Origin of the sequence: Enterobacter huaxiensis, assembly GCF_003594935.2 — a bacterium.
Lineage (GTDB): Bacteria > Pseudomonadota > Gammaproteobacteria > Enterobacterales > Enterobacteriaceae > Enterobacter > Enterobacter huaxiensis.
Map to the genome: position 1 here is coordinate 4,537,434 of NZ_CP043342.1, position 20,154 is coordinate 4,557,587.

Genomic DNA, 20,154 nt, shown 5'->3' on the forward strand with positions numbered 1-20,154 from the left:
CCCGCTATTTCCTTAAGTTAAATTATGACCGGGCCTGTTGTTATTTGTGACGGCCCTCAATATTTATAGAAGAGGAACATTATTTTCGCCCAGGTTTTCCATCATGTGGTCCAAAAAACTGAGGGGGATGATCCACCCAGCGATCCTCACGCGTTGCGGCATAGACCGGATTAAACGGATAGTAGATGCGGTTCTGCTTTTTGTTAGCCTCGCCAACCACCAGTAACCGTACCTCTTCGTCGGTGTTATTAATAAAGGTATGACAGACGCCTGTTCCGGCCGGGAACCCCACGCTATCACCTGGCTCCAGCTTCCACAGATAACCGTTAATCCAGGCTTCCGGGTAACCTTCAAGGACGTAGATAAACTCCTCTTCATCGCTTTCTGCATGAGGATAAGATGTGCGCCGACCGGGCGGTAACCGTTCATGGTGAATACCGATACGTCCTAAACCCAGCCTGCGGGCCAGCGGCGCGCCGATCGAAAAAAGCTCGTTGCTGTCGGGATAGGTGGAGTCATCCGCGCCTTCCACGTCGCGCCAGTGCCGAATACAGTCAGGTCTTTTCATGAATAATTCCTCCGAAATACGTTGCGTCAGGTATAGCACAGCCTGGCGGATCTCGGTGTTTTTAGCAGAACATGATAAAGTGACGGTTTCCCCACTCTTTAAACATCCGAGGTGCTGAATGGATAAGTCCACAAAAGAGCTGTTAGCGCAGGCTGAAAAGCTGTGCGTGCAACGCAATGTGCGCCTGACCCCGCAGCGCCTTGAGGTATTGCGTCTGATGAGCCTGCAGCAGGGTGCGATCAGTGCGTATGATTTACTGGACCTGCTGCGCGAGAGCGAACCGCAGGCCAAACCGCCGACCGTCTATCGCGCGCTGGATTTCCTGCTGGAACAAGGCTTTGTGCACAAGGTGGAGTCGACAAACAGCTACGTGCTGTGCCATCTGTTCGATCAGCCAACCCACACGTCGGCCATGTTTATCTGCGATCGCTGTGGCGTGGTTAAAGAAGAGGGGGCGGAAGGCGTTGAAGACATTATGCATTCGCTGGCGGCCAGAATGGGCTTTGCCCTGCGTCATAATGTGATTGAGGCACACGGTTTGTGCTCTGCTTGTGTAGAAGTGGAATCCTGTAGCCATCAGGACGTTTGCCAGCACGATCACTCTATCCTCGTAAAGAAAAAGCCCCGCTAGCGGCAAAAGAAAAGGCGGCCCATGGCCGCCCTCAGAGGGATAACAGCTTATCTACGATTACCAGCGATAATCGTTACGGGTTTCCCAGTCTTTTACTTCCGTTTCGGCTTTGTCTTTCTCGTAGCCATAACGTTCCTGGATTTTACCGACAAGCTGATCGCGCTTACCTTCAATGACGGTCATATCGTCATCGGTCAGTTTACCCCACTGTTCTTTCGCTTTACCTTTGAATTGCTTCCAGTTGCCGCCGATTTCGTCTTTATTCATCATCGTGTCCTCATAGTTAAGCGTTGGGTCGTAACGTCCGTTACGTTCTTTTCTGCTGGACGTGATAATAATTGTAGTGAAGGATTCGGCAGCCGTTTTCATATTCGGAATCTTTAACCGTCACGATATATCGGAGCGGGAAGGAAACCAGGTATTGTTGCGCCAGTGGCGGCGCCAGATGAATGCCAGCGACAGCCCGCGCAGGGAGAGAAAGACGGCCAGCGCCAGCCACAAACCGTGATTGCCCAGATACGGCAGCGTCAGCAGCGTCAGGCCAAAGCCCGCCGCCGCGACGGCCATGCTGTTGCGCATCTCGGCGCCCCGCGTCGCACCGATAAACATGCCGTCCAGCAGATAACACCAGACGCCCACCACCGGTAAAATCATCTGCCAGACGATGTAGCGGTCTGCCAGTTCGCGTATTGCCGGTAACGAGGTCAGCAGTGCAATGATGTGGCTACCGAAGCAGGCATAAATCAGTGCAAAAGCCAGCGCAACAAGACCCGCCTGACGGCAGGCAGCCTGCCATACCTCCTGCAGCTGACCGCGTTGTCGCGCCCCGTAGGCCTGCCCGGAGTGCGCCTCAACGGCATAGGCGAAGCCATCAAGCGCGTAAGCCGTGAAGGTAAGCAGCGTCATCAGTACCGCATTGACCGCAACGATCTCAGGCCCAAGACGGGCGCCAAAGACCGTCAACGCGCCGAAACAGAGCTGAAGCAGGAGCGAGCGCAGCATGATGTCACGGTTAAGCGCCAGCAGCTTGCGGATGTTGCCGCGCCATGCGGTTTTCAGCATCGCGAGGGAGATGCCGCGCATGGCCAGCACGCGCCAGACCATCCACAGGCCGATGACAAACGTGCCGTATTCCGCAATGGCCGTCGCCAGCGCCGCGCCCCGCACGTTCATGTGCAGGCCCATCACCAGCCAGAGGTCGAGCACGATGTTCAGAAGGTTTCCCACTACCAGCAGGATAACCGGCGCGCGGGCATACTGAACGCCCAGCAGCCAGCCCAGCAGGACCAGGTTTGCCAGTGAGGCGGGTGCGCTGAGCCAGCGAATTTCGAGGAAGCGCCGCGCCTGCTCAAGTACCGCCTCGCTGCCGCCCACAATATGGAGTGCCAGATCGATCAGCGGCGTACGCAGCAATACGATTAAGGCGCCTGCGCCGAGCGCGAGAATGAGCGGCTGAACCAGCGCCCGCGCCAGGCGCAGCGGGTCTTTGGCGCCATACGCCTGTGCCGTCAGGCCTGTGGTGCTCATACGCAAAAAGAGCAGCAGCATAAAGAGGAAGCTGGTTGCCGTTGCGCCAATCGCTACGCCGCCCAGATAAACGGGTGAATCCAGATGACCAATGACCGCCGTATCCACCAGCCCCAATAGGGGAACGGTGATATTGGAGAAAATCATCGGCAGCGCAAGACGCCACAGTGCCTTATCAGAAGCCGTCAGCAGTGACATGAAAAATACCGGGAGTGGAAAGTCAATCAGGCTGCGGAGACCCGCAGCCTGTCAGGAAGAGATTACAGCCATTCACCGTTGCGGATAACACCCACTGCCAGACCTTCAATGGAGAAACTCTGTTCACGGAGATCCACCACGATAGGTGAGAATTCATTATTTTCTGGCAGAAGCTGTACCGTATTGCCCTGCTTTTTCAGGCGCTTAACGGTCACTTCGTCATCAATGCGCGCCACTACCACCTGGCCATTACGCACATCCTGCGTTTTATGTACCGCCAGCAGATCGCCATCGAGAATACCGATGTCTTTCATGGACATTCCGCTGACGCGCAGCAAGAAATCCGCACTCGGTTTGAACATGCCAGGATCGACCTGATAGTGTCCTTCGATATGCTGCTGTGCCAGCAGGGGTTCACCTGCGGCAACACGGCCAATTAGCGGGATACCCGTTTCTTCTTCCACCAGCAGGCGGATGCCGCGTGAAGCACCAGAAACAATCTCAATCACGCCTTTACGCGCCAGCGCTTTAAGGTGTTCTTCAGCAGCATTTGGAGAACGGAAGCCCAGACGCTGTGCGATTTCCGCACGCGTGGGTGGCATACCCGTCTGGCTGATGTGATCCCGGATGAGATCAAACACCTCTTGCTGCCTGGTCGTTAACGCTTTCATTCCGCCCCCTGGGTGTATATACAGTTATGCTGTGAGTATATACAGTCAAAGGCGAATTTGGAACCAAAAACTGCACAAAAAACCAGGGACTTAATTATTCTACGAGGCTCATCGGAAATGCGACCAAAGCAGCGTGACCCAGGTGATAGCCGCAGTGATAATCGCCAGTAACACAGCGGCAGACCCCATGTCTTTCGCGCGGCCTGAGAGCTCATGGAAATCCGAGCCAATCCGATCCACAACGGCCTCAATAGCGCTATTAAGAATTTCCACTATCATCACCAGAAGTACGGAACCGATGAGCAGTACGCGGGTAATAGCATCAACGTCAAGGAAACAGGCGATGATAACCGCGACGATAGCGGCAACGCCCTCCTGGCGAAATGCGGCTTCATTGACCCATGCGGCACGGAAACCTTTCCATGAATAGCCGGCAGCTTTGATGATTCGAGTAAACCCAGTGGTATTATTGGCCATTAATAGAACCTTTTATTGGAAATAGCGTCAGTAACTCTAGCAGCAGCGCGTTTCGCTGTAGCCGAAGTATGACGGGTAACAACAGAAATTTTGCGCGCTTTCTGTTATCCTTGCGCAGCAATTGCATTATTAACCAGAGGCTTTACATCGTTTATGTCCGGCTGGCCACGAATTTACTACAAATTACTTAATTTACCATTAAGCGTCCTGGTAAAAAGTAAGTCTATCCCAGCAGAACCCGCGCTGGAATTAGGGCTCGATACGTCGCGCCCTATTATGTACGTTTTGCCTTATAACTCTAAGGCAGACCTGTTGACGCTTCGCGCCCAGTGTCTGGCGCATGATTTACCCGACCCGCTTGAACCGCTGGAAGTCGATGGCACGCTGTTGCCACGCTACGTGTTTATCCACGGCGGGCCGCGCGTGTTCACCTATTACACGCCGAAAGAAGAGTCCATCAAGCTGTTCCATGACTACCTCGACCTGCACCGTAGCAATCCTGACCTGGATGTGCAGATGGTGCCGGTTTCCGTCATGTTTGGCCGCCGTCCGGGCCGCGAAAAGGGTGAAGAGAATCCACCGCTGCGCATGCTTAACGGCATCCAGAAATTCTTCGCGGTCTCCTGGCTTGGGCGCGACAGCTTTGTGCGCTTCTCCCCTTCCGTCTCCCTTCGCCGCATGGCGGACGAGCACGGGACCGATAAGATCATTGCGCAAAAACTGGCTCGCGTAGCGCGTATGCACTTCGCACGCCAGCGCCTGGCGGCCGTTGGGCCACGCCTTCCGGCGCGTCAGGATCTGTTCAACAAGCTGCTGGCCTCCAAAGCGATTGCTCGCGCGGTTGAAGACGAAGCGCGCAGTAAAAAGATTTCCCACGAGAAAGCACAGCAGAACGCCATTGCGCTGATGGAAGAGATCGCCGCGAACTTCTCCTACGAGATGATTCGTCTGTCCGATCGTATCCTGAGTTTTACCTGGAACCGTCTCTATCAGGGGATTAACGTCCATAACGCCGAGCGCGTGCGCCAGCTGGCGCATGACGGCCACGAGATTGTGTATGTGCCCTGCCACCGCAGTCACATGGACTATCTGCTGCTCTCCTACGTGCTTTACCACCAGGGCCTGGTACCTCCGCACATTGCGGCGGGTATCAACCTGAACTTCTGGCCAGCGGGCCCGATTTTCCGCCGCCTGGGTGCGTTCTTTATTCGTCGTACCTTCAAGGGCAACAAGCTCTATTCCACCGTATTCCGTGAATATCTGGGCGAGCTGTTCAGCCGTGGATATTCCGTTGAGTACTTCGTGGAGGGGGGCCGTTCTCGTACCGGCCGTCTGCTCGATCCGAAGACCGGCACGCTGTCGATGACCATCCAGGCCATGCTGCGCGGCGGTACGCGTCCGATTACGCTTGTCCCTATCTACATTGGCTATGAGCACGTGATGGAAGTGGGCACCTACGCGAAAGAGCTGCGCGGTGCGACTAAAGAGAAAGAGAGCCTGCCGCAGATGCTGCGCGGGCTGAGCAAGCTGCGCAACCTTGGTCAGGGCTACGTAAACTTTGGCGAACCCATGCCGCTGATGACGTACCTGAACAATCATGTCCCGGAGTGGCGTGAGTCTATCGATCCTATCGAAGCGGTGCGTCCGGCCTGGCTGACGCCAACGGTCAACGGCATTGCCGCTGAGCTGATGGTGCGAATTAACAACGCCGGTGCGGCCAACGCCATGAACCTGTGCTGTACCGCGCTGTTGGCCTCCCGCCAGCGTTCGCTGACCCGCGAGCAGCTGACCGAGCAGATCGACTGCTACCTGGACATTATGCGCAACGTACCGTATTCGGTTGATTCAACTGCGCCTTCTGCGACCGCCAGCGAGCTTATCGATCACGCGCTGCAGATGAACAAGTTCGAAGTCGAGAAAGACACTATCGGCGACATCATCATTCTGCCTCGCGAGCAGGCCGTGCTGATGACGTACTATCGTAACAACATCACGCACATGCTGATGCTGCCGTCGCTGATGGCGGCCATTATTACCCAGCATCGCCGTATTTCACGTCAGGAACTGCTGCGCCATCTCGAGGCCATCTACCCGATGCTGAAAGCAGAGCTGTTCCTGCGCTGGAGTAAGGATGAGCTGGCGGTTGAGCTGGATAAAATGACGGAAGAGATGCGTCGTCAGGGGCTGATTACGCTGAACAATGACGAGCTACTCATCAATCCGTCACGCTCACGTACTTTGCAGCTGCTGGCAGCCGGTGCGCGTGAAACGCTGCAGCGCTACGCCATTACCTTCTGGCTGCTGAGTGCGAATCCGTCCATCAACCGCGGTACGCTGGAAAAAGAGAGCCGGACGCTGGCACAGCGCCTGTCTGTTCTGCACGGCATTAACGCACCGGAGTTCTTCGACAAAGCGGTGTTCAGCTCGCTGGTTCTGACGCTGCGTGACGAAGGGTTTATCAGTGATACGGGTGATGCCGAGCCGGAAGAGACGCTGAAGATTTATCAGATGCTGGCCGAGCTGATTACCTCGGACGTGCGTTTGACGATTGAGAGCGCGACGCAGGACGAGTGATGTCGTCAGCGGCCTGATGCCCTCCCCCACGGGGAGAGGGAGAAAACAAAACGGCAGCCATTCGGCTGCCGTACTTTTATGAAAAGTAACTCATCGCCAGCCCTAAAAACAGCACCAGGCCAACGTAGTTATTATTCAAAAACGCTTTAAAGCAGGCTTCACGCTCGCGCTTCGCAATCAGCTTCTGCTGATAGGCAAACAGCAACCCCGCCACCAGCACTGACCAGTAGAACTCCCAGTTCAGCCCGTTCAGGCGGCCAATCGCCACCATCAGCGCCAGCACTGCGACCTGCAAAATGCCGATAATCAGCTTGTCCTGACGACCAAACAGGATCGCCGTCGACTTGATGCCAATCTTCAGGTCGTCGTCACGGTCAACCATGGCGTACTGCGTATCGTAGGCCACGGCCCAGAGAATATTGGCCAGGAACATCAGCCAGCAGCTGAGCGGGACAGACTCGCTAACCGCTGCAAACGCCATCGGAATCGACCAGCCGAATGCAGCCCCCAGCACCACCTGCGGCAGATGCGTATACCGCTTCATGAAGGGGTAGACCCAGGCCAGCGCCAGCGCGGCGACGGACAGCAGGATAGTCATGGTGTTGAGCGTTAACACCAGCAGGAATGAGAGCAATACCAGCACGATGAACAGGTTGCGTGCTTCTTTCTCCGTGACTTGCCCGCTGGGCAGAGGGCGGTTGGCGGTACGTTTTACGTGCCCGTCAAATTTCCGGTCGGCGTAATCATTGACCACGCAGCCCGCCGCGCGCATCAGCCAGACGCCCGCCACAAATACCGCGAGGATCCACAGGGGCGGTAGACCCGGGGTCGCCACCCACAGCGCCCATAAGGTTGGCCACAGCAGCAGCAATGCCCCAATGGGTTTATCAGTACGCATTAAGCGGTGATAGGCCAGCAGCTTGTTCTGCGTAAGACTCCACTCCATTTTCTCTTCCTCTTAGTACAACGGCGATGCCGGCAAAAAAAGCTCCGTCAGAATTAACGGCTTGCCGCTCAGGCGCAGGCGGGAACGGCGCCCCCACAGGTCGGCATCGCGACCAATTTCAATAAAATCACGGGTAAGTTCAGACGACGTGAACAGATACCGCCCCAGCGGCGTTTTTCCGAGGCGCTGCAGCGCCAGTTCCGGCCCGGACAGGGTGGATTCGGGCACGACCGTACGCCCGGCAAGCCACGGCTCACCGTCAGCACACAGTAAAATTTCACGCAGCCAGTAGCGTTCTTCTTGCGGTAACAGCGGCAGTTCACTGGCGATGTCAGCGGCAGAGACAAACCCTTCCTGAATCATCGTCACCGTGACCGTTTTGCCCTGTTGCTCAAAACGTTTCGTCATGGAATCTTCCAGCAGCAACCAGTCCAGTTGCTCCGGGTCAAGCGCGGGTATTTGGTCAAAATAGCGCAGCGCACGCAGTTGCGTTAGCGCAGGGTGTGACATGCCAGACTCTCCGATACATAACGTAATGGCATTGTATCGCAGAAAAGAGGATTCAGGGCGGCCAAACGCTATTTAGCGATCACTATCGCAACAATGGCGCAACAGCGCGGCGGCACAAAAAAAAGTGCGCCCACTCGGGCGCACTAAAACGAACAAATCAGCACTGCGGGGAGACGGTCACCCCTTGCCTTTTACACTGCTGATAAAGGTGGAACGGGCAGTGGTTGAACCTAAACGCTCGGCTTCATCAAGCAGTTTCAGCGCTTTGTCGACGTCGCCGCGCTTCACGGCCTGCTTAATGGCGTTGTTGAAATAGGTTTCGGTATCGTTCAATACAGGTTCGGACGGCTTCGCCGGGGCTGGAGCTGCAGTGGCTGCAGGTGCAGCTGCCGTAGCAACTGGGGCGGCGTAGGCCGGTGCCGCTGTGTTACCCACGGTAACAGGGCCCGGGCCAGAAGAGCCAAACAGTGGGCCAACCAGTACGCTGGAGGCACTGTTGGTTGAAACTTTCAGCTTAACCAGACCATTGGTGGTATGACGGGCAAGCGGATCTGGAATATCCGGAACGGAGTTTCCCGTGCCTTTGGCGTAGGCTTTAGCGGGATCAACCAGCTTTGTCGTCTGCTGCAAATCTTTCTCAGTGGTGAAGACCAGAACATAAATCTTCTGCTGCCCTAACGCTGGCGTCAGGCGCATGACGCCCTGCAGGCGGTCAGCGCTCATTACGCCCGGTTCCTGATAGCTAAAGTAGCTGCTCGGGAAGAAAGCCGATGGCGTCAGGTTTTGGTCCAGAATCAGCACGTTCGGCGCAAAGACGCTGGTTTGCTTGTCCACTTCGCTGGTGAGCGTCAAGGTCAGTTCGCCGATATTCGCCGGGACGCTGTAGGCGGCAACCGGGCCGGTTATTCCCGGAACGTTCAGCTGTTGGCCGCCCGTGGAAAGCTGGGTTGATTGAGTTTTAGATTGATCTACCGGCGTCCAGGTCAGCTGCTGAAGCGCCGCGGCCGGAATAGACGGCGCAGCGCTGGTATTTTGTGGCACGAAATTGACGTCTGCAAAGGTGATGGCCGGAGCACTAGCCAGCAGCCCCGCAGAGAGGCACAGCGCGACGAGACTTTTCTTCATTTTCATTGTTATTACCTCTGATAGCGTGAGCACTGCGGTGGCCAGGCAATAGCGCGCAGCACCCTAAGGAGAGAGGGGCTCACGCCCCTCTTTTTAGGTCATTACGTCAGGTCTATCGTATTACCACCAGATTTCCATCTGGGCACCGAAGGTCCACTCATCGGAGTCGCCGCGGCTGAAGGTTTTCGCGGACGTGTCGCTATACGCTACGCCAGAGGTGTAGCCGGTATCGCCGTTGTTTGCATAGCCCCATTTCTCATCCCACTTCGCGTAGGTTGCGAAGACACGGATAGCAGGACGAGACCAGATGCTGTCGCCAGCCTGCCATTGCTGTGCCAGAGTGATCTTGTACTGGCTGTTTTTCTCGTCAGTTTTCTGTGATTTGACGTTGTCGTAGCCCACTTCCAGCAAGGTGCTCATGATTGGCGTCCATTTGTACATAGGACGAACGCCTACCGTCCACCACTCGGTACCGTTGTTGTTGTCACGATCGATGTTCTGGTACATACCGACATACATCAGGTCCCAGCTGTCTGCCAGGGTAATTGCACCGTGGTCCAGTACGCGCCACATGGAACCGTCGTTATCAACGCTACCACCTTGTGGGATACCTTTGCCGTTAGAGGTCATAGAGTCCGTACCATACTGCAGAACGAACTTGTTGAAGCCTTTTAACATGCTCTGGGTGTGCTCAGCGGTGAACAACCATCCATCTTTTGAAGCGCCTGGCTGCAGGTAGTAGTCGTCAGGAATGTTGGTGTGACCATAGTCAACGCCCAGCTCCAGCGTACCGCCTGGGTTAGTTTCCAGACCGGCTAAACGGACGTCGAAGACATCGTTTGGCACGACGTTGTCGTAAATACGGTCGCCGTTCGCATCACGATCGGCAAACGTGGCAGAACCACCGGCTTCAGAGGAACGGGTTGCTGCCAGAGACAGTTTACCGAAGCCCAGATCGATGTTTTCGATACCCGCACCAGGACCAGAAATATCCCAGTAGTAGAAGTCGATCATGTGGACGTCATGACGCTGATAGAAGCGCTTACCGGCCCAGATAGTGGAGCCTGGCAGCCATTCAATCAGATTTTTACCCTGCACGTTAGCTTCACGGAAGGCCGGGCTGGTGGATTCCCAGTCATTCTGCTGAGAAACGGAATACGCTACGTTGGTGTCGAAATAGAAGCTTTTGTCGCCTTCTTTCCACACTTCCTGTCCCAGCTTCAGCTCGGCGTAGGTTTCACATTCGTTACCGAGACGGTATTTACTTTGTGCACCTGTTGCCTGGAAACATTGTTGCTCACCGCCACTCCCGGTCCAGCCAATGCCGGAACGAGCATAACCTTTAAAGTCCACGGCACCCGCCTGGGCAGACAGGATGCCTGCCGCAATGGCGATTGCCAGTGGGACTTGTTTGCGCAGAGTAATCATTATTCTATCTCCTGAGATCATTGCTTTTCTTTGAACACTTCACCTGTCGGCTTCGTGTCTTCTTTTGGGATTGCTTAAACGCCTGGCTCTTTGTGCAGCCGACGACATGCAGTGCCATCCTCACGGAACAGATGACAGCGCTCTGGCGGCAAACCGATAGCGAATGTGGCACCCTCTTCTACCAACACCACGTCATTCTGGCGGTAGACCAGGTTCTGACGGATGGCGGGGATCTGGATATGAATCTGTGTTTCGTGACCAAGCTGTTCGACGACCTGAACGATACCTTCCAGCGTCACATCCGCGATGTGGCTAGGCAGTAGATGTTCAGGGCGAATACCCAGGGACATGTTTGCCCCGACCTGTACGTTGGCGCTGTCGACCGGCAGCCAAATCTGCTGACGGTTTGGCAGCTCCACCTGTACCTGTTCAATGGCTGTCGCGGTCACTTTGACGGGCAGGAAGTTCATCTTTGGCGAGCCAATAAAGCCCGCAACAAAGCGGTCTGCCGGGTAGTGATACAGCTCCAGCGGTTTACCCACCTGCGCCACGCGGCCGGCATCCAGCACCACAATCTTGTCGGCTAGCGTCATGGCTTCAACCTGATCGTGGGTGACGTAAATCATCGTGCGGCCAAGACGCTTGTGCAGACGGGAGATTTCAATACGCATCTGAACGCGCAGGGCGGCGTCCAGGTTAGAAAGGGGTTCATCGAGCAGGAACACGCGCGGTTCCGCCACCAGCGTACGGCCAATTGCCACGCGCTGACGCTGACCACCGGAAAGCGCTTTGGGCTTACGCTCCAGCAGGTGAGCCAGCTGTAACACTTCCGCCACCTGAGTGACGCGTTGGTTAATCACCTCTTTCTTCGCACCGGCCAGCTTCAGGCCAAAGGACATATTCTCAGCAACGGACAGGTGGGGATAAAGCGCATAAGACTGGAACACCATGCCGACGCCACGTTCGGCAGGCGGAATGTCGTTCATGCGGGTATCACCAATGAATAAATCACCGCTGGTGATAGTTTCAAGACCGGCAATCATACGCAGCAGAGTAGATTTACCACAGCCAGATGGGCCAACAAACACCACGAATTCGCCTTCAGTGATGTCCAGATTGATGTCTTTTGACACCACTACGTCGCCCCAGGCTTTCGTTACATTACGCAGCTGTACGCTCGCCATGCCCTTCTCCCTTCGTTACAACCTGTCACCGACAGAAACATTCAAGATAAGTTCACTATGGGGTATCCATTACTTTCGTGAATCCTCCACCCCCCGGCTTTTTAATGGGGGAGGAGGTGGGAGGATGAGAGAACGGGCTCTGCGACCGCGGCTGGGGGGCGAAGGTGAAAATCGTGAAGCCACCTGCAAAATTCGGTGGGGTTTTATGTGCGCCAGCACTCATAACTTAAATTTATGCAACCGGGATCACATAAACGGGGGGTGGGGCGTAGGGGCTGGGAGGATGGAAAGAGGATGTCAAATAAGGAGACTGAGTCACGTTGAACCACCTCATGTATCCACGAGCACATCACCAAAAAGGATGGCAGATATGAAGATCAAGACTGGCGCACGCGTTTTCGCATTGTCCGCCCTGGCAGCAATGATGATTTCCGCACCGGCTCTCGCCAAAATTGAAGAAGGTAAGCTGGTTATCTGGATTAACGGCGACAAGGGCTATAACGGCCTGGCCGAAGTGGGTAAAAAATTCGAGAAAGATACAGGCATCAAAGTCACCATCGAACACCCGGACAAGCTGGAAGAGAAATTCCCGCAGGTCGCGGCAACCGGTGATGGCCCGGATATCATCTTCTGGGCGCACGACCGTTTCGGCGGCTACGCGCAGTCTGGCCTGCTGGCTGAAGTGACGCCAGACAAAGCCTTCCAGGACAAACTCTTCCCGTTCACCTGGGACGCCGTTCGCTATAACGGCAAGCTGATCGCTTACCCAATCGCCGTTGAAGCGCTGTCACTGATTTACAACAAAGACCTGGTACCAAACCCGCCGAAGACCTGGGAAGAGATCCCAGCCCTGGATAAAGAGCTGAAGGCGAAAGGTAAATCAGCCCTGATGTTCAACCTGCAGGAACCGTACTTCACCTGGCCGCTGATTGCTGCCGACGGCGGCTACGCGTTCAAGTTTGAAAACGGCAAGTATGACGTGAAAGACGTGGGCGTGGACAACGCTGGCGCGAAAGCGGGCCTGACCTTCCTGGTTGACCTGATTAAGAACAAACACATGAACGCGGATACCGACTACTCCATCGCGGAAGCGGCGTTCAACAAAGGCGAAACCGCGATGACCATCAACGGTCCGTGGGCCTGGACCAACATCGACAAGAGCAAAATCAACTATGGCGTGACGCTGCTGCCTACCTTTAACGGCAAGCCGTCTAAACCGTTCGTTGGCGTGCTGAGCGCGGGCATCAACGCCGCCAGCCCGAACAAAGAGCTGGCAAAAGAGTTCCTGGAAAACTACCTGCTGACCGATCAGGGTCTGGATGAAGTGAACAAGGACAAGCCGCTGGGTGCCGTTGCGCTGAAATCCTTCCAGGATCAGCTGGCGAAAGACCCACGCATCGCGGCCACCATGGATAACGCCCAGAAAGGCGAAATCATGCCGAACATCCCACAGATGGCCGCGTTCTGGTACGCCACCCGTACTGCGGTTATCAACGCTGCAAGCGGTCGTCAGACCGTCGATGCCGCGCTGAAAGATGCTCAGGGCCGTATTACTAAGTAATGCCGTAGTCCCCTCTCCCTCTGGGAGAGGGTTAGGGTGAGGGTTGTCGCTATCCGCACGCCCTCACCCCGGCCCTCTCCCCCAGGAGAGGTAGAAAAGATCAAACGTTGTAGAGGAAGAACCCCATGGATGTCATTAAAAAGAAGCACTGGTGGCAAAGCGACGCGCTGAAGTGGTCAGCGATAGGTCTGCTGTGTCTGCTGGTGGGTTACCTTGTTGTTTTAATGTACGTACAAGGGGAGTACCTGTTCGCCATCATGACGCTGATTTTAAGCTCTGCTGGCCTGTATATTTTCGCTAACCGTAAAGCCTACGCCTGGCGCTATGTCTACCCGGGCGTTGCCGGGATGGGTCTGTTTGTCCTGTTCCCGCTGATTTGTACCATCGCGATTGCCTTCACCAACTACAGCAGCACCAACCAGCTTGCTCAGGAGCGCGCCCAACAGGTGCTTCTGGACCGCTCTTATCAGGCGGGTAAAACCTTTAATTTCGGCCTGTATCCTGCGGGCGACGAGTGGAAGTTAGCACTCACTGACGAAGAAAGCAGCAAGGTCTTCATTTCCGACGCGTTCAAGTTTGGCGGCGAGCAGAAGCTTGCCTTAAAAGAGGCTGCGGCCCTGCCGGAAGGAGAACGTGCTAACCTGCGTATCATTACCCAAAACCGTCAGGCATTGACTCAGCTTACCGCCGTGCTGCCAGACGAAAGCAAAGTGACCATGAGCTCGCTGCGCCAGTTCTCCGGTACCCAGCCGCTGTACGCTCTTGCCGATGACGGCACGCTGACCAACAACCAGAGCGGCGTGAAGTACCGTCCGAACAACGATATTGGTTTCTATCAGTCCATTACTGCCGACGGCAGCTGGGGTGATGACAAACTCAGCCCGGGCTATACCGTCACCATCGGCTGGGATAACTTCACCCGCGTATTTACCGATGAAGGGATCCAGAAACCGTTCTTTGCCATCTTCGTCTGGACGGTGGTCTTCTCCGTTGTGACCGTGATCCTCACAGTAGCCGTGGGCATGGTGCTCGCCTGTCTCGTCCAGTGGGAGTCCCTCAAAGGCAAAGCCATTTATCGCGTGCTGCTGATCCTGCCGTACGCCGTACCGTCGTTTATCTCGATTCTGATTTTCAAAGGGCTGTTCAACCAGAGCTTCGGTGAAATCAACATGATGCTGAGCGCGCTGTTCGGTATCAAACCGGCCTGGTTCAGCGACCCGACCACCGCCCGCTCGATGATTATCATCGTCAACACCTGGCTCGGTTATCCGTACATGATGATCCTGTGCATGGGCCTGCTGAAAGCTATTCCGGACGATCTGTACGAAGCCTCGGCAATGGACGGTGCAGGCCCGTTCCAGAACTTCTTCAAGATTACGCTGCCGCTGCTTATTAAGCCGCTGACGCCGCTGATGATTGCCAGCTTCGCCTTTAACTTTAACAACTTCGTGCTGATTCAGCTGTTGACCAACGGCGGCCCGGACCGTCTCGGCACGACCACGCCGGCGGGCTATACCGACCTGCTCGTGAGCTATACCTACCGCATCGCCTTCGAGGGCGGCGGCGGTCAGGACTTCGGCCTGGCGGCGGCGATTGCCACCCTGATCTTCCTGCTGGTAGGCGCCCTGGCGATTGTGAACCTGAAAGCCACACGTATGAAATTTGACTAAGGAGGGCACTGATTATGTCTATGGTCCAACCCAAATCACAGAAGCTGCGCCTCCTGGCGACGCACTTAGGCCTGCTGATTTTTATTGCGGCGATTATGTTCCCGCTGCTGATGGTTATCGCCATCTCCCTGCGCTCGGGCAACTTCGCGACCGGGAGCCTGATCCCGGACGAAATCTCCTGGGAGCACTGGAAGCTCGCGCTGGGCTTCAGCGTTGAACATGCCGATGGCCGCGTCACGCCGCCGCCGTTCCCGGTGCTGCTGTGGCTGTGGAACTCGGTGAAAGTCGCGACCATCACCGCGATCGGCATCGTAGCGCTTTCCACCACCTGCGCTTATGCCTTCGCCCGTATGCGCTTCCCGGGCAAAGCGACGCTGCTGAAAGGGATGCTGATTTTCCAGATGTTCCCGGCGGTACTGTCGCTGGTGGCGCTGTATGCCCTGTTTGACCGTCTGGGCCAGTATGTCCCGTTCATCGGTCTGAACACACACGGCGGCGTGATCTTCGCCTATCTTGGCGGTATCGCACTGCATGTATGGACCATTAAAGGCTATTTCGAAACCATCGATAGCTCGCTGGAAGAAGCTGCGTCGCTTGATGGCGCAACCCCGTGGCAGGCATTCCGTCTGGTATTGCTGCCGCTGTCGGTGCCTATCCTCGCGGTGGTCTTTATCCTGTCGTTTATCGCCGCCATTACCGAGGTGCCGGTCGCGTCTCTGTTACTGCGCGACGTGAACAGCTACACGCTGGCCGTAGGCATGCAGCAATACCTCAACCCGCAAAACTACCTGTGGGGCGACTTTGCCGCGGCGGCTGTACTCTCCGCCATCCCGATCACTCTGGTGTTCCTGCTGGCCCAGCGCTGGCTGGTAAACGGCCTGACGGCGGGCGGTGTGAAAGGTTAAGTTTCATTTGTTATGCCACTGCAACCCTCAACTTTAGACGTACCGTATTAACCCAACTTGTGACTGTTGTTAGGCGCTCCTCGGAGCGCCCTTTTTTTATTCGCGCTTCAGCCGCTTCGAGTTGCACAGCCAGAGGGTGATCACCAGCAGCAGGATCGCCGCCGAGTAGATCAGCACGTCGAGGGGCGATTTATGATCGACGATGATCAGCCGCACGATGGCGGTGATCCCAATGTAGACAAAATAGCGCAGCGGGAAGTGAAAGCCGGACTGAAAGTACTTCACAATCAGGGCAATAAATTCAAAGTAGAGAAAATAGACCACCAGGCCTTCCACCAGCGCGTATTTGCTGGTTTGCTCAGGGGCGAACAGCACATCTGCAAGATGCACCGTCTCTTTACCGAGAAAGACGACCAGTATCAGGCCAAGGCTCAGCAGACCGAGGTTGAGCACGGTCTGGAGGATTGTTGAGATAAACTCAACGCGCGGGCGAGTCAGGGATGTCATACAGCACCTCATTCTCCAGGGCGAGGTTCCTGTATAACGCAAAAATGTGACGGGGATCTATATTTTTTGTTTATGTTTTGCGCAATGGAGAGGATTCCCCTCACCCCGGCCCTCTCCCCAAAGGGGCGAGGGCGAAAAGATAGCGCCGAGCGATCCCCTCTCCCCTTTGGGGAGAGGGTTAGGGTGAGGGGCATTAGCGGAAGTTAATATTCTTATCGCTGGTCATGTCATACAGCTGGAACTTACGCCCAAGCTGCTGGCCGCCGTCGCGCGTCAGCGGCGTCCAACCAATCGCCGCACGGCTGCGGGTTGGGCCAGACGAGAACAGATCCAGCGGAATCGATACGTATACGCCTTTGGTGAAGTCACCTTCCCCATATTCGTCCGGTGAGACGTTGGTGATGGTGGCATAGCCGCCCACCACCACGCCGCTGTCGAAGTGTTTGGAGATATCCAGCGTGCCGCCCTTATCGCCCGCCAGATATTGGCCGACGCTGGCTTTTACCAGCACGTCCTGCGCGAATGACGGCGTCCAGTAGGCGGTCAGATGGCCGGTTTTGACGCTGTAGTCGGTGAACTTCATCATGTCCTGCGCGCTGCGCCAGTCACGCTGTTTCACGTAGTTGGCGTCAATCCCAAACGCCCAGTTGCTGTCGACGGGGCGGTACAGCACCTCAGCCCCCGCCCCACCGTACATGGTTTCCAGATAGCCGCCGTACACCTGGCCGTAGAATCCATTGCCGAAGTACTGGAAGTAGTTGGCCTGCAGGTTATTCACGTAGGCGTTATTCTGCACGTATTCACGCACGCGGGTACGCACGCGCGGCAGCTTTGAGTCGTTAGGCGGGTTGGTGTAGTTGAACTTGTCGTAGTTATTGGCGATGTTGCCGAACAGGCTGCCGGTGGTCAGCAGGTGGTCGGTGACCCACAGATCCGCCGTCGCCATCACGCCCAGCTGATACATATAGAAGTTTTCAGGCCCGCCAACGGACTGGTTAAGCACCGGATCGATATGGAAATCAAAGCGCGATTTATCGATATACCAGCCCTGTTCGGTGGTGTCCGGCACGACCGGTTCCATACGCTTTTGCACCAGCTCGGTTTCATGTCCGAGCGGCTCGCCTTCCAGGTGGCGCTTAAGGCTGGCGACGTCCGTTTCCGTGGTCACCTGCGGCAGGTTAAGGCGGTTCTCCGTCACGCGGATCGTGCGGATCCCCTCCGGCAGATCGTTCATGACGATCCGGTTGGCGCGCTCGATCCCTTCGCGGGAGTCGCGGTATTTCACCTGCTCGCCGGTAACGTACAGCGTATCGCCCCTGGTCTGAATTTTTGGATCGGCCAGGCCGGCGTTGTACTTCAGCAGCGTCAGCTGATTGGCAACAACGGAGTGCTGGATAATCGCATCCTGCGGCTCCGGCTGGTATTTTGGCCGCGCGTTGTCGTTGTAGCGCGGGCGCATATCGTTAAAGTTGGTGCGCAGCGTGAAGCCAAACATCACGGTGTTGCCGCGCTCGTAGCTGAGGTTAACGTCGGCCCAATCGGTGATGCGGTAAATGGCGCCGACGTTAAACTTGCTCTTTTGCTCAATCTTGCCGGCGAAGTCCTGTGAGTAGTCATTCCCTTCATACTCGAGCTTCAGGCGCAGCGGCTGCCACGGCGTTTGGTATTCGACGCCGCCAAACAGCGAGGCCGGGCCGTGGAACATCTGGTCGCCGTTAATGGAGCCCGCTTTCTTGTAGCTGTTATCGCGGTAGCAGTATTTGTCGCTGTAGGAACAGAACGGGTTTTTCACGTTACCGCTGGTGCCGAGATAGCCCCAGCCCAGACCGAGCGAGAAGTCGAACGGTCCCCAGGCTTTGCTGGCCACAACGTATTCCGCGTCAAACAGGCCCGTACCGCCAATATCCTTCGCGCCAACGGATACCTGCGGCATCCAGTAGCTCTCTTCCCACAGACGCAGTTTGACGTCGAAGGCTTTGTCCTTATAGGTCTGATCGCCGGAGAAGGCATCGACGCTGCTGTACTGTTTGGTACGCACGTCGGTATAGCGCAGCGTGGTTTCAAGCCACGGGAAAAGCTGTACGGAGGCGGAGTAGTAGCGGTACTGATCGTTATCACGATAGTTGAGGCTGATCTCCCCCTCGCGCGCCATTCGTGCGGTAGGGGTTTGCAGCAAACCGACGCCGCCAAAGTCTGATTGCGATGGGCCAATCGGCGCCGGATAGGTTTCTGCATGGCAGGCGGCACTGACGCACAGCGCCAGCATGCTGTAGAGATAGGTTTTTTTCATTAATCCGGGATCCGCTGCGTCAGGGAATGAAGGATATCGGCGTTCAGCCCGTCATAAGCCTTCGTCCAGAAATGGTCGGCAAAGCCGACAAAAATGATGCTGCCGGGCATGGGTTCGATATGGCGCTTATTCCAGTACGCAACGGGCGCCTTTTGCGTGTGCCCGTCTGGATAAACAATCCAGGCGTAGCTGTTATCCGCGCCGCTGAGCAAGCTCTGTTCGTCGAGATAGCTCGCCACATCCCGACCGGGGGTAAAGGGCTTTTCGCCCGGGCGGCTGATGAGCCCCATCACGGTGATGGTTGTCGGCTTCACCGGAAGCCAGAGCGTATAGTCCCCTTCCAGCGCCGGGTTGCCGTTTTCCACGACGCGTACTTCATCTGGATCAAGGTTCACCTTCTGGCGGCCTGTTACCTTCAGCGCCTGGAGCTGCTGGCGAACGCTGTTGATAGCTGCGGCATCGTCGCCGTCTTCCCGATCCGCCAGACCCGTCAGGCGTGCCAGCAGGGCAAGGTGTTGTTGTTCCGCCACGACCGTTGCCTGGCGCTCGCTGATAACCGCCCCCGGCCACCAGCTGTTAGCCAGCCTTGGCTGTCCAACGAGATCGAGAAGATGCCCGGCATCGGTTAAGGTTTTCGGTTTTTCACTGTCCGGCGTGTAGACCTTCACCGTTCCTGCCGACCATGCCAGCGGAGTGGCCAGGCTGGCGAGCAGCGCAACGTGGATGAGCCTGTTCATGATTTCGCCGCCTTGATCAGAGTGGTTTTCACCGGGAAGAAACCCGCGCCGAGATACTGTAAGGACTGGCGGATCTGCCCTTCTTCATCCACCCAGTAGCGGTTGTGCCAGGTGGCCTGGTCGGTCACGATCTCTTCATCCAGCACGCGAACCTGCGTTTCGTCACTGCCGACGCGGACGCTGTCTGTGCCATCCCAGCGGAAGGTGGAACGCGCCGTGGCGTAGCGAACCTGCTTGTGCTCGGTCCAGCCCAGCGTGCGCGTCCAGCTTGCGCCGTCGGCGATCTGATTCGGTTTAATGAGCGGGTCTTCGGCGAGATTGTTCACCTCAAGCAGGTTGTCCCCGCCGAGCAGCGTTTTCACAATACGGCTATGCTGCGTCACGATGGTGGCCTGATCCTGCGTCACCCATTTCTGCTGCCCGTTTTCATCGAAAGCGAGCACCACAAACAGCTGCGGCCCATCGTTTAGCTGCATGTACTGGCTGGCATACGGCATGTTTTGCAGTTCGTCATCGGTCAGATGTACGCCCGGCGTGCCGAACATACTGTCCCACAGGGAATTTCCCAGCCCTTTGGTGGTGGCTGAGCACGCCTGCAACAGCAGGCAAATCAGGATGATTGCAGGTCGCTTCACGACTCTTCTC

General features: G+C 56.2%; 19 protein-coding genes and 1 pseudogene. 5 read left to right on the forward strand and 15 right to left on the reverse strand.

The annotated features are described in order from the left end of the window. Nucleotides 1-79 precede the first annotated feature (79 nt). The gene (locus D5067_RS21655) at nt 80-568 is read right to left on the reverse strand and encodes a cupin domain-containing protein (protein WP_119937922.1); all 489 of its coding nucleotides are present in this window, start codon (nt 566-568) and stop codon (nt 80-82) included. 118 nt (nt 569-686) lie between these two features. Here D5067_RS21655 and zur point away from each other — a divergent pair, with 118 nt between their 5' ends. Next, nucleotides 687-1,199: a zinc uptake transcriptional repressor Zur gene (gene zur, locus D5067_RS21660; protein WP_119937923.1), complete on the forward strand. Its 513-nt coding sequence runs from the start codon at nt 687-689 to the stop codon at nt 1,197-1,199. Nucleotides 1,200-1,256: 57 nt separating this feature from the next. Here the strand turns inward: zur and D5067_RS21665 are convergent, their stop codons facing one another. The 5 genes and pseudogenes from D5067_RS21665 to D5067_RS21680 form a co-directional block, all read right to left on the reverse strand. After that, nucleotides 1,257-1,466, reverse strand: a complete 210-nt coding sequence (locus D5067_RS21665) for a CsbD family protein (protein ID WP_112012120.1) — start codon at nt 1,464-1,466, stop codon at nt 1,257-1,259. A 49-nt stretch (nt 1,467-1,515) separates the two neighbouring features. Continuing rightward, nucleotides 1,516-1,590, reverse strand: a pseudogene (locus tag D5067_RS24110) (hypothetical protein); the annotation flags it as partial. After that, entirely contained in the window at nt 1,587-2,924 is a 1,338-nt protein-coding gene (gene dinF / locus D5067_RS21670) for an MATE family efflux transporter DinF (RefSeq protein WP_119937924.1), read from the reverse strand. The pseudogene D5067_RS24110 and the gene dinF, both read right to left, overlap by 4 nt. A gap of 62 nt (nt 2,925-2,986) precedes the next feature. Beyond that, nucleotides 2,987-3,595 carry a transcriptional repressor LexA gene (gene lexA, locus D5067_RS21675; protein WP_119937925.1) on the reverse strand — a complete coding sequence of 203 codons (609 nt, stop codon included), beginning with the start codon at nt 3,593-3,595 and terminating at the stop codon, nt 2,987-2,989. A 108-nt stretch (nt 3,596-3,703) separates the two neighbouring features. Next, nucleotides 3,704-4,072: a diacylglycerol kinase gene (locus D5067_RS21680; RefSeq protein WP_119937926.1), complete on the reverse strand. Its 369-nt coding sequence runs from the start codon at nt 4,070-4,072 to the stop codon at nt 3,704-3,706. Nucleotides 4,073-4,225: 153 nt separating this feature from the next. Here D5067_RS21680 and plsB point away from each other — a divergent pair, with 153 nt between their 5' ends. Then, nucleotides 4,226-6,646: a glycerol-3-phosphate 1-O-acyltransferase PlsB gene (gene plsB, locus D5067_RS21685; RefSeq protein WP_119937927.1), complete on the forward strand. Its 2,421-nt coding sequence runs from the start codon at nt 4,226-4,228 to the stop codon at nt 6,644-6,646. A 76-nt stretch (nt 6,647-6,722) separates the two neighbouring features. Here plsB and ubiA read toward each other — a convergent pair whose 3' ends face one another. The 5 genes from ubiA to malK all read right to left on the reverse strand — a co-directional run bounded on the left by ubiA (nt 6,723) and on the right by malK (nt 11,839). After that, entirely contained in the window at nt 6,723-7,592 is an 870-nt protein-coding gene (ubiA, locus tag D5067_RS21690; RefSeq protein WP_119937928.1) for a 4-hydroxybenzoate octaprenyltransferase, read from the reverse strand. Nucleotides 7,593-7,604: 12 nt separating this feature from the next. Continuing rightward, complete coding sequence (ubiC, locus tag D5067_RS21695; protein ID WP_119937929.1) at nt 7,605-8,102, reverse strand: chorismate lyase; 498 nt, start codon at nt 8,100-8,102, stop codon at nt 7,605-7,607. Nucleotides 8,103-8,279: 177 nt separating this feature from the next. Next, nucleotides 8,280-9,233 carry a maltose operon protein MalM gene (gene malM / locus D5067_RS21700; RefSeq protein WP_119937930.1) on the reverse strand — a complete coding sequence of 318 codons (954 nt, stop codon included), beginning with the start codon at nt 9,231-9,233 and terminating at the stop codon, nt 8,280-8,282. Nucleotides 9,234-9,347: 114 nt separating this feature from the next. Beyond that, on the reverse strand, nt 9,348-10,658 hold the full coding sequence (locus D5067_RS21705) for a maltoporin (protein ID WP_119937958.1): 1,311 nt from the start codon (nt 10,656-10,658) through the stop codon (nt 9,348-9,350). Between the two features lie 71 nt (nt 10,659-10,729). Then, nucleotides 10,730-11,839, reverse strand: coding sequence for a maltose/maltodextrin ABC transporter ATP-binding protein MalK (gene malK, locus D5067_RS21710; protein WP_119937931.1), 1,110 nt, complete (start codon nt 11,837-11,839; stop codon nt 10,730-10,732). 370 nt (nt 11,840-12,209) lie between these two features. Here malK and malE point away from each other — a divergent pair, with 370 nt between their 5' ends. The 3 genes from malE (at nt 12,210) to malG (ending at nt 15,975) form a co-directional block, all read left to right on the forward strand. Next, nucleotides 12,210-13,400 (forward strand): maltose/maltodextrin ABC transporter substrate-binding protein MalE, encoded by a 1,191-nt coding sequence (gene malE / locus D5067_RS21715; protein ID WP_089598604.1) that lies wholly within the window; start codon nt 12,210-12,212, stop codon nt 13,398-13,400. Between the two features lie 125 nt (nt 13,401-13,525). Next, nucleotides 13,526-15,070 (forward strand): maltose ABC transporter permease MalF, encoded by a 1,545-nt coding sequence (gene malF / locus D5067_RS21720; protein ID WP_119937932.1) that lies wholly within the window; start codon nt 13,526-13,528, stop codon nt 15,068-15,070. Nucleotides 15,071-15,084: 14 nt separating this feature from the next. Beyond that, nucleotides 15,085-15,975, forward strand: a complete 891-nt coding sequence (malG, locus tag D5067_RS21725; RefSeq protein ID WP_119937933.1) for a maltose ABC transporter permease MalG — start codon at nt 15,085-15,087, stop codon at nt 15,973-15,975. A gap of 96 nt (nt 15,976-16,071) precedes the next feature. Here the strand turns inward: malG and psiE are convergent, their stop codons facing one another. The 4 genes from psiE to D5067_RS21745 form a co-directional block, all read right to left on the reverse strand. Next, entirely contained in the window at nt 16,072-16,482 is a 411-nt protein-coding gene (gene psiE, locus D5067_RS21730; protein ID WP_000202963.1) for a phosphate-starvation-inducible protein PsiE, read from the reverse strand. Nucleotides 16,483-16,675: 193 nt separating this feature from the next. Then, nucleotides 16,676-18,772 (reverse strand): YjbH domain-containing protein, encoded by a 2,097-nt coding sequence (locus D5067_RS21735; RefSeq protein ID WP_119937934.1) that lies wholly within the window; start codon nt 18,770-18,772, stop codon nt 16,676-16,678. Then, nucleotides 18,772-19,509: a capsule biosynthesis GfcC family protein gene (locus tag D5067_RS21740; RefSeq protein ID WP_119937935.1), complete on the reverse strand. Its 738-nt coding sequence runs from the start codon at nt 19,507-19,509 to the stop codon at nt 18,772-18,774. Before D5067_RS21740 ends, D5067_RS21735 begins: the two co-directional genes overlap by 1 nt. Then, complete coding sequence (locus D5067_RS21745; RefSeq protein ID WP_119937936.1) at nt 19,506-20,144, reverse strand: YjbF family lipoprotein; 639 nt, start codon at nt 20,142-20,144, stop codon at nt 19,506-19,508. Before D5067_RS21745 ends, D5067_RS21740 begins: the two co-directional genes overlap by 4 nt. Nucleotides 20,145-20,154 lie beyond the last annotated feature (10 nt).

Excerpts from the sequence above, each read along its gene's own strand:
- D5067_RS21655 (WP_119937922.1), bottom strand. The coding sequence starts at position 568 with ATGAAAAGACCTGACTGTATTCGGCACTGGCGCGACGTGGAAGGCGCG.
- zur (WP_119937923.1), top strand. The coding sequence starts at position 687 with ATGGATAAGTCCACAAAAGAGCTGTTAGCGCAGGCTGAAAAGCTGTGC.
- D5067_RS21665 (WP_112012120.1), bottom strand. The coding sequence starts at position 1,466 with ATGAATAAAGACGAAATCGGCGGCAACTGGAAGCAATTCAAAGGTAAA.
- dinF (WP_119937924.1), bottom strand. The coding sequence starts at position 2,924 with ATGTCACTGCTGACGGCTTCTGATAAGGCACTGTGGCGTCTTGCGCTG.
- lexA (WP_119937925.1), bottom strand. The coding sequence starts at position 3,595 with ATGAAAGCGTTAACGACCAGGCAGCAAGAGGTGTTTGATCTCATCCGG.
- D5067_RS21680 (WP_119937926.1), bottom strand. The coding sequence starts at position 4,072 with ATGGCCAATAATACCACTGGGTTTACTCGAATCATCAAAGCTGCCGGC.
- plsB (WP_119937927.1), top strand. The coding sequence starts at position 4,226 with ATGTCCGGCTGGCCACGAATTTACTACAAATTACTTAATTTACCATTA.
- ubiA (WP_119937928.1), bottom strand. The coding sequence starts at position 7,592 with ATGGAGTGGAGTCTTACGCAGAACAAGCTGCTGGCCTATCACCGCTTA.
- ubiC (WP_119937929.1), bottom strand. The coding sequence starts at position 8,102 with ATGTCACACCCTGCGCTAACGCAACTGCGTGCGCTGCGCTATTTTGAC.
- malM (WP_119937930.1), bottom strand. The coding sequence starts at position 9,233 with ATGAAAATGAAGAAAAGTCTCGTCGCGCTGTGCCTCTCTGCGGGGCTG.
- malK (WP_119937931.1), bottom strand. The coding sequence starts at position 11,839 with ATGGCGAGCGTACAGCTGCGTAATGTAACGAAAGCCTGGGGCGACGTA.
- malE (WP_089598604.1), top strand. The coding sequence starts at position 12,210 with ATGAAGATCAAGACTGGCGCACGCGTTTTCGCATTGTCCGCCCTGGCA.
- malF (WP_119937932.1), top strand. The coding sequence starts at position 13,526 with ATGGATGTCATTAAAAAGAAGCACTGGTGGCAAAGCGACGCGCTGAAG.
- malG (WP_119937933.1), top strand. The coding sequence starts at position 15,085 with ATGTCTATGGTCCAACCCAAATCACAGAAGCTGCGCCTCCTGGCGACG.
- psiE (WP_000202963.1), bottom strand. The coding sequence starts at position 16,482 with ATGACATCCCTGACTCGCCCGCGCGTTGAGTTTATCTCAACAATCCTC.
- D5067_RS21735 (WP_119937934.1), bottom strand. The coding sequence starts at position 18,772 with ATGAAAAAAACCTATCTCTACAGCATGCTGGCGCTGTGCGTCAGTGCC.
- D5067_RS21740 (WP_119937935.1), bottom strand. The coding sequence starts at position 19,509 with ATGAACAGGCTCATCCACGTTGCGCTGCTCGCCAGCCTGGCCACTCCG.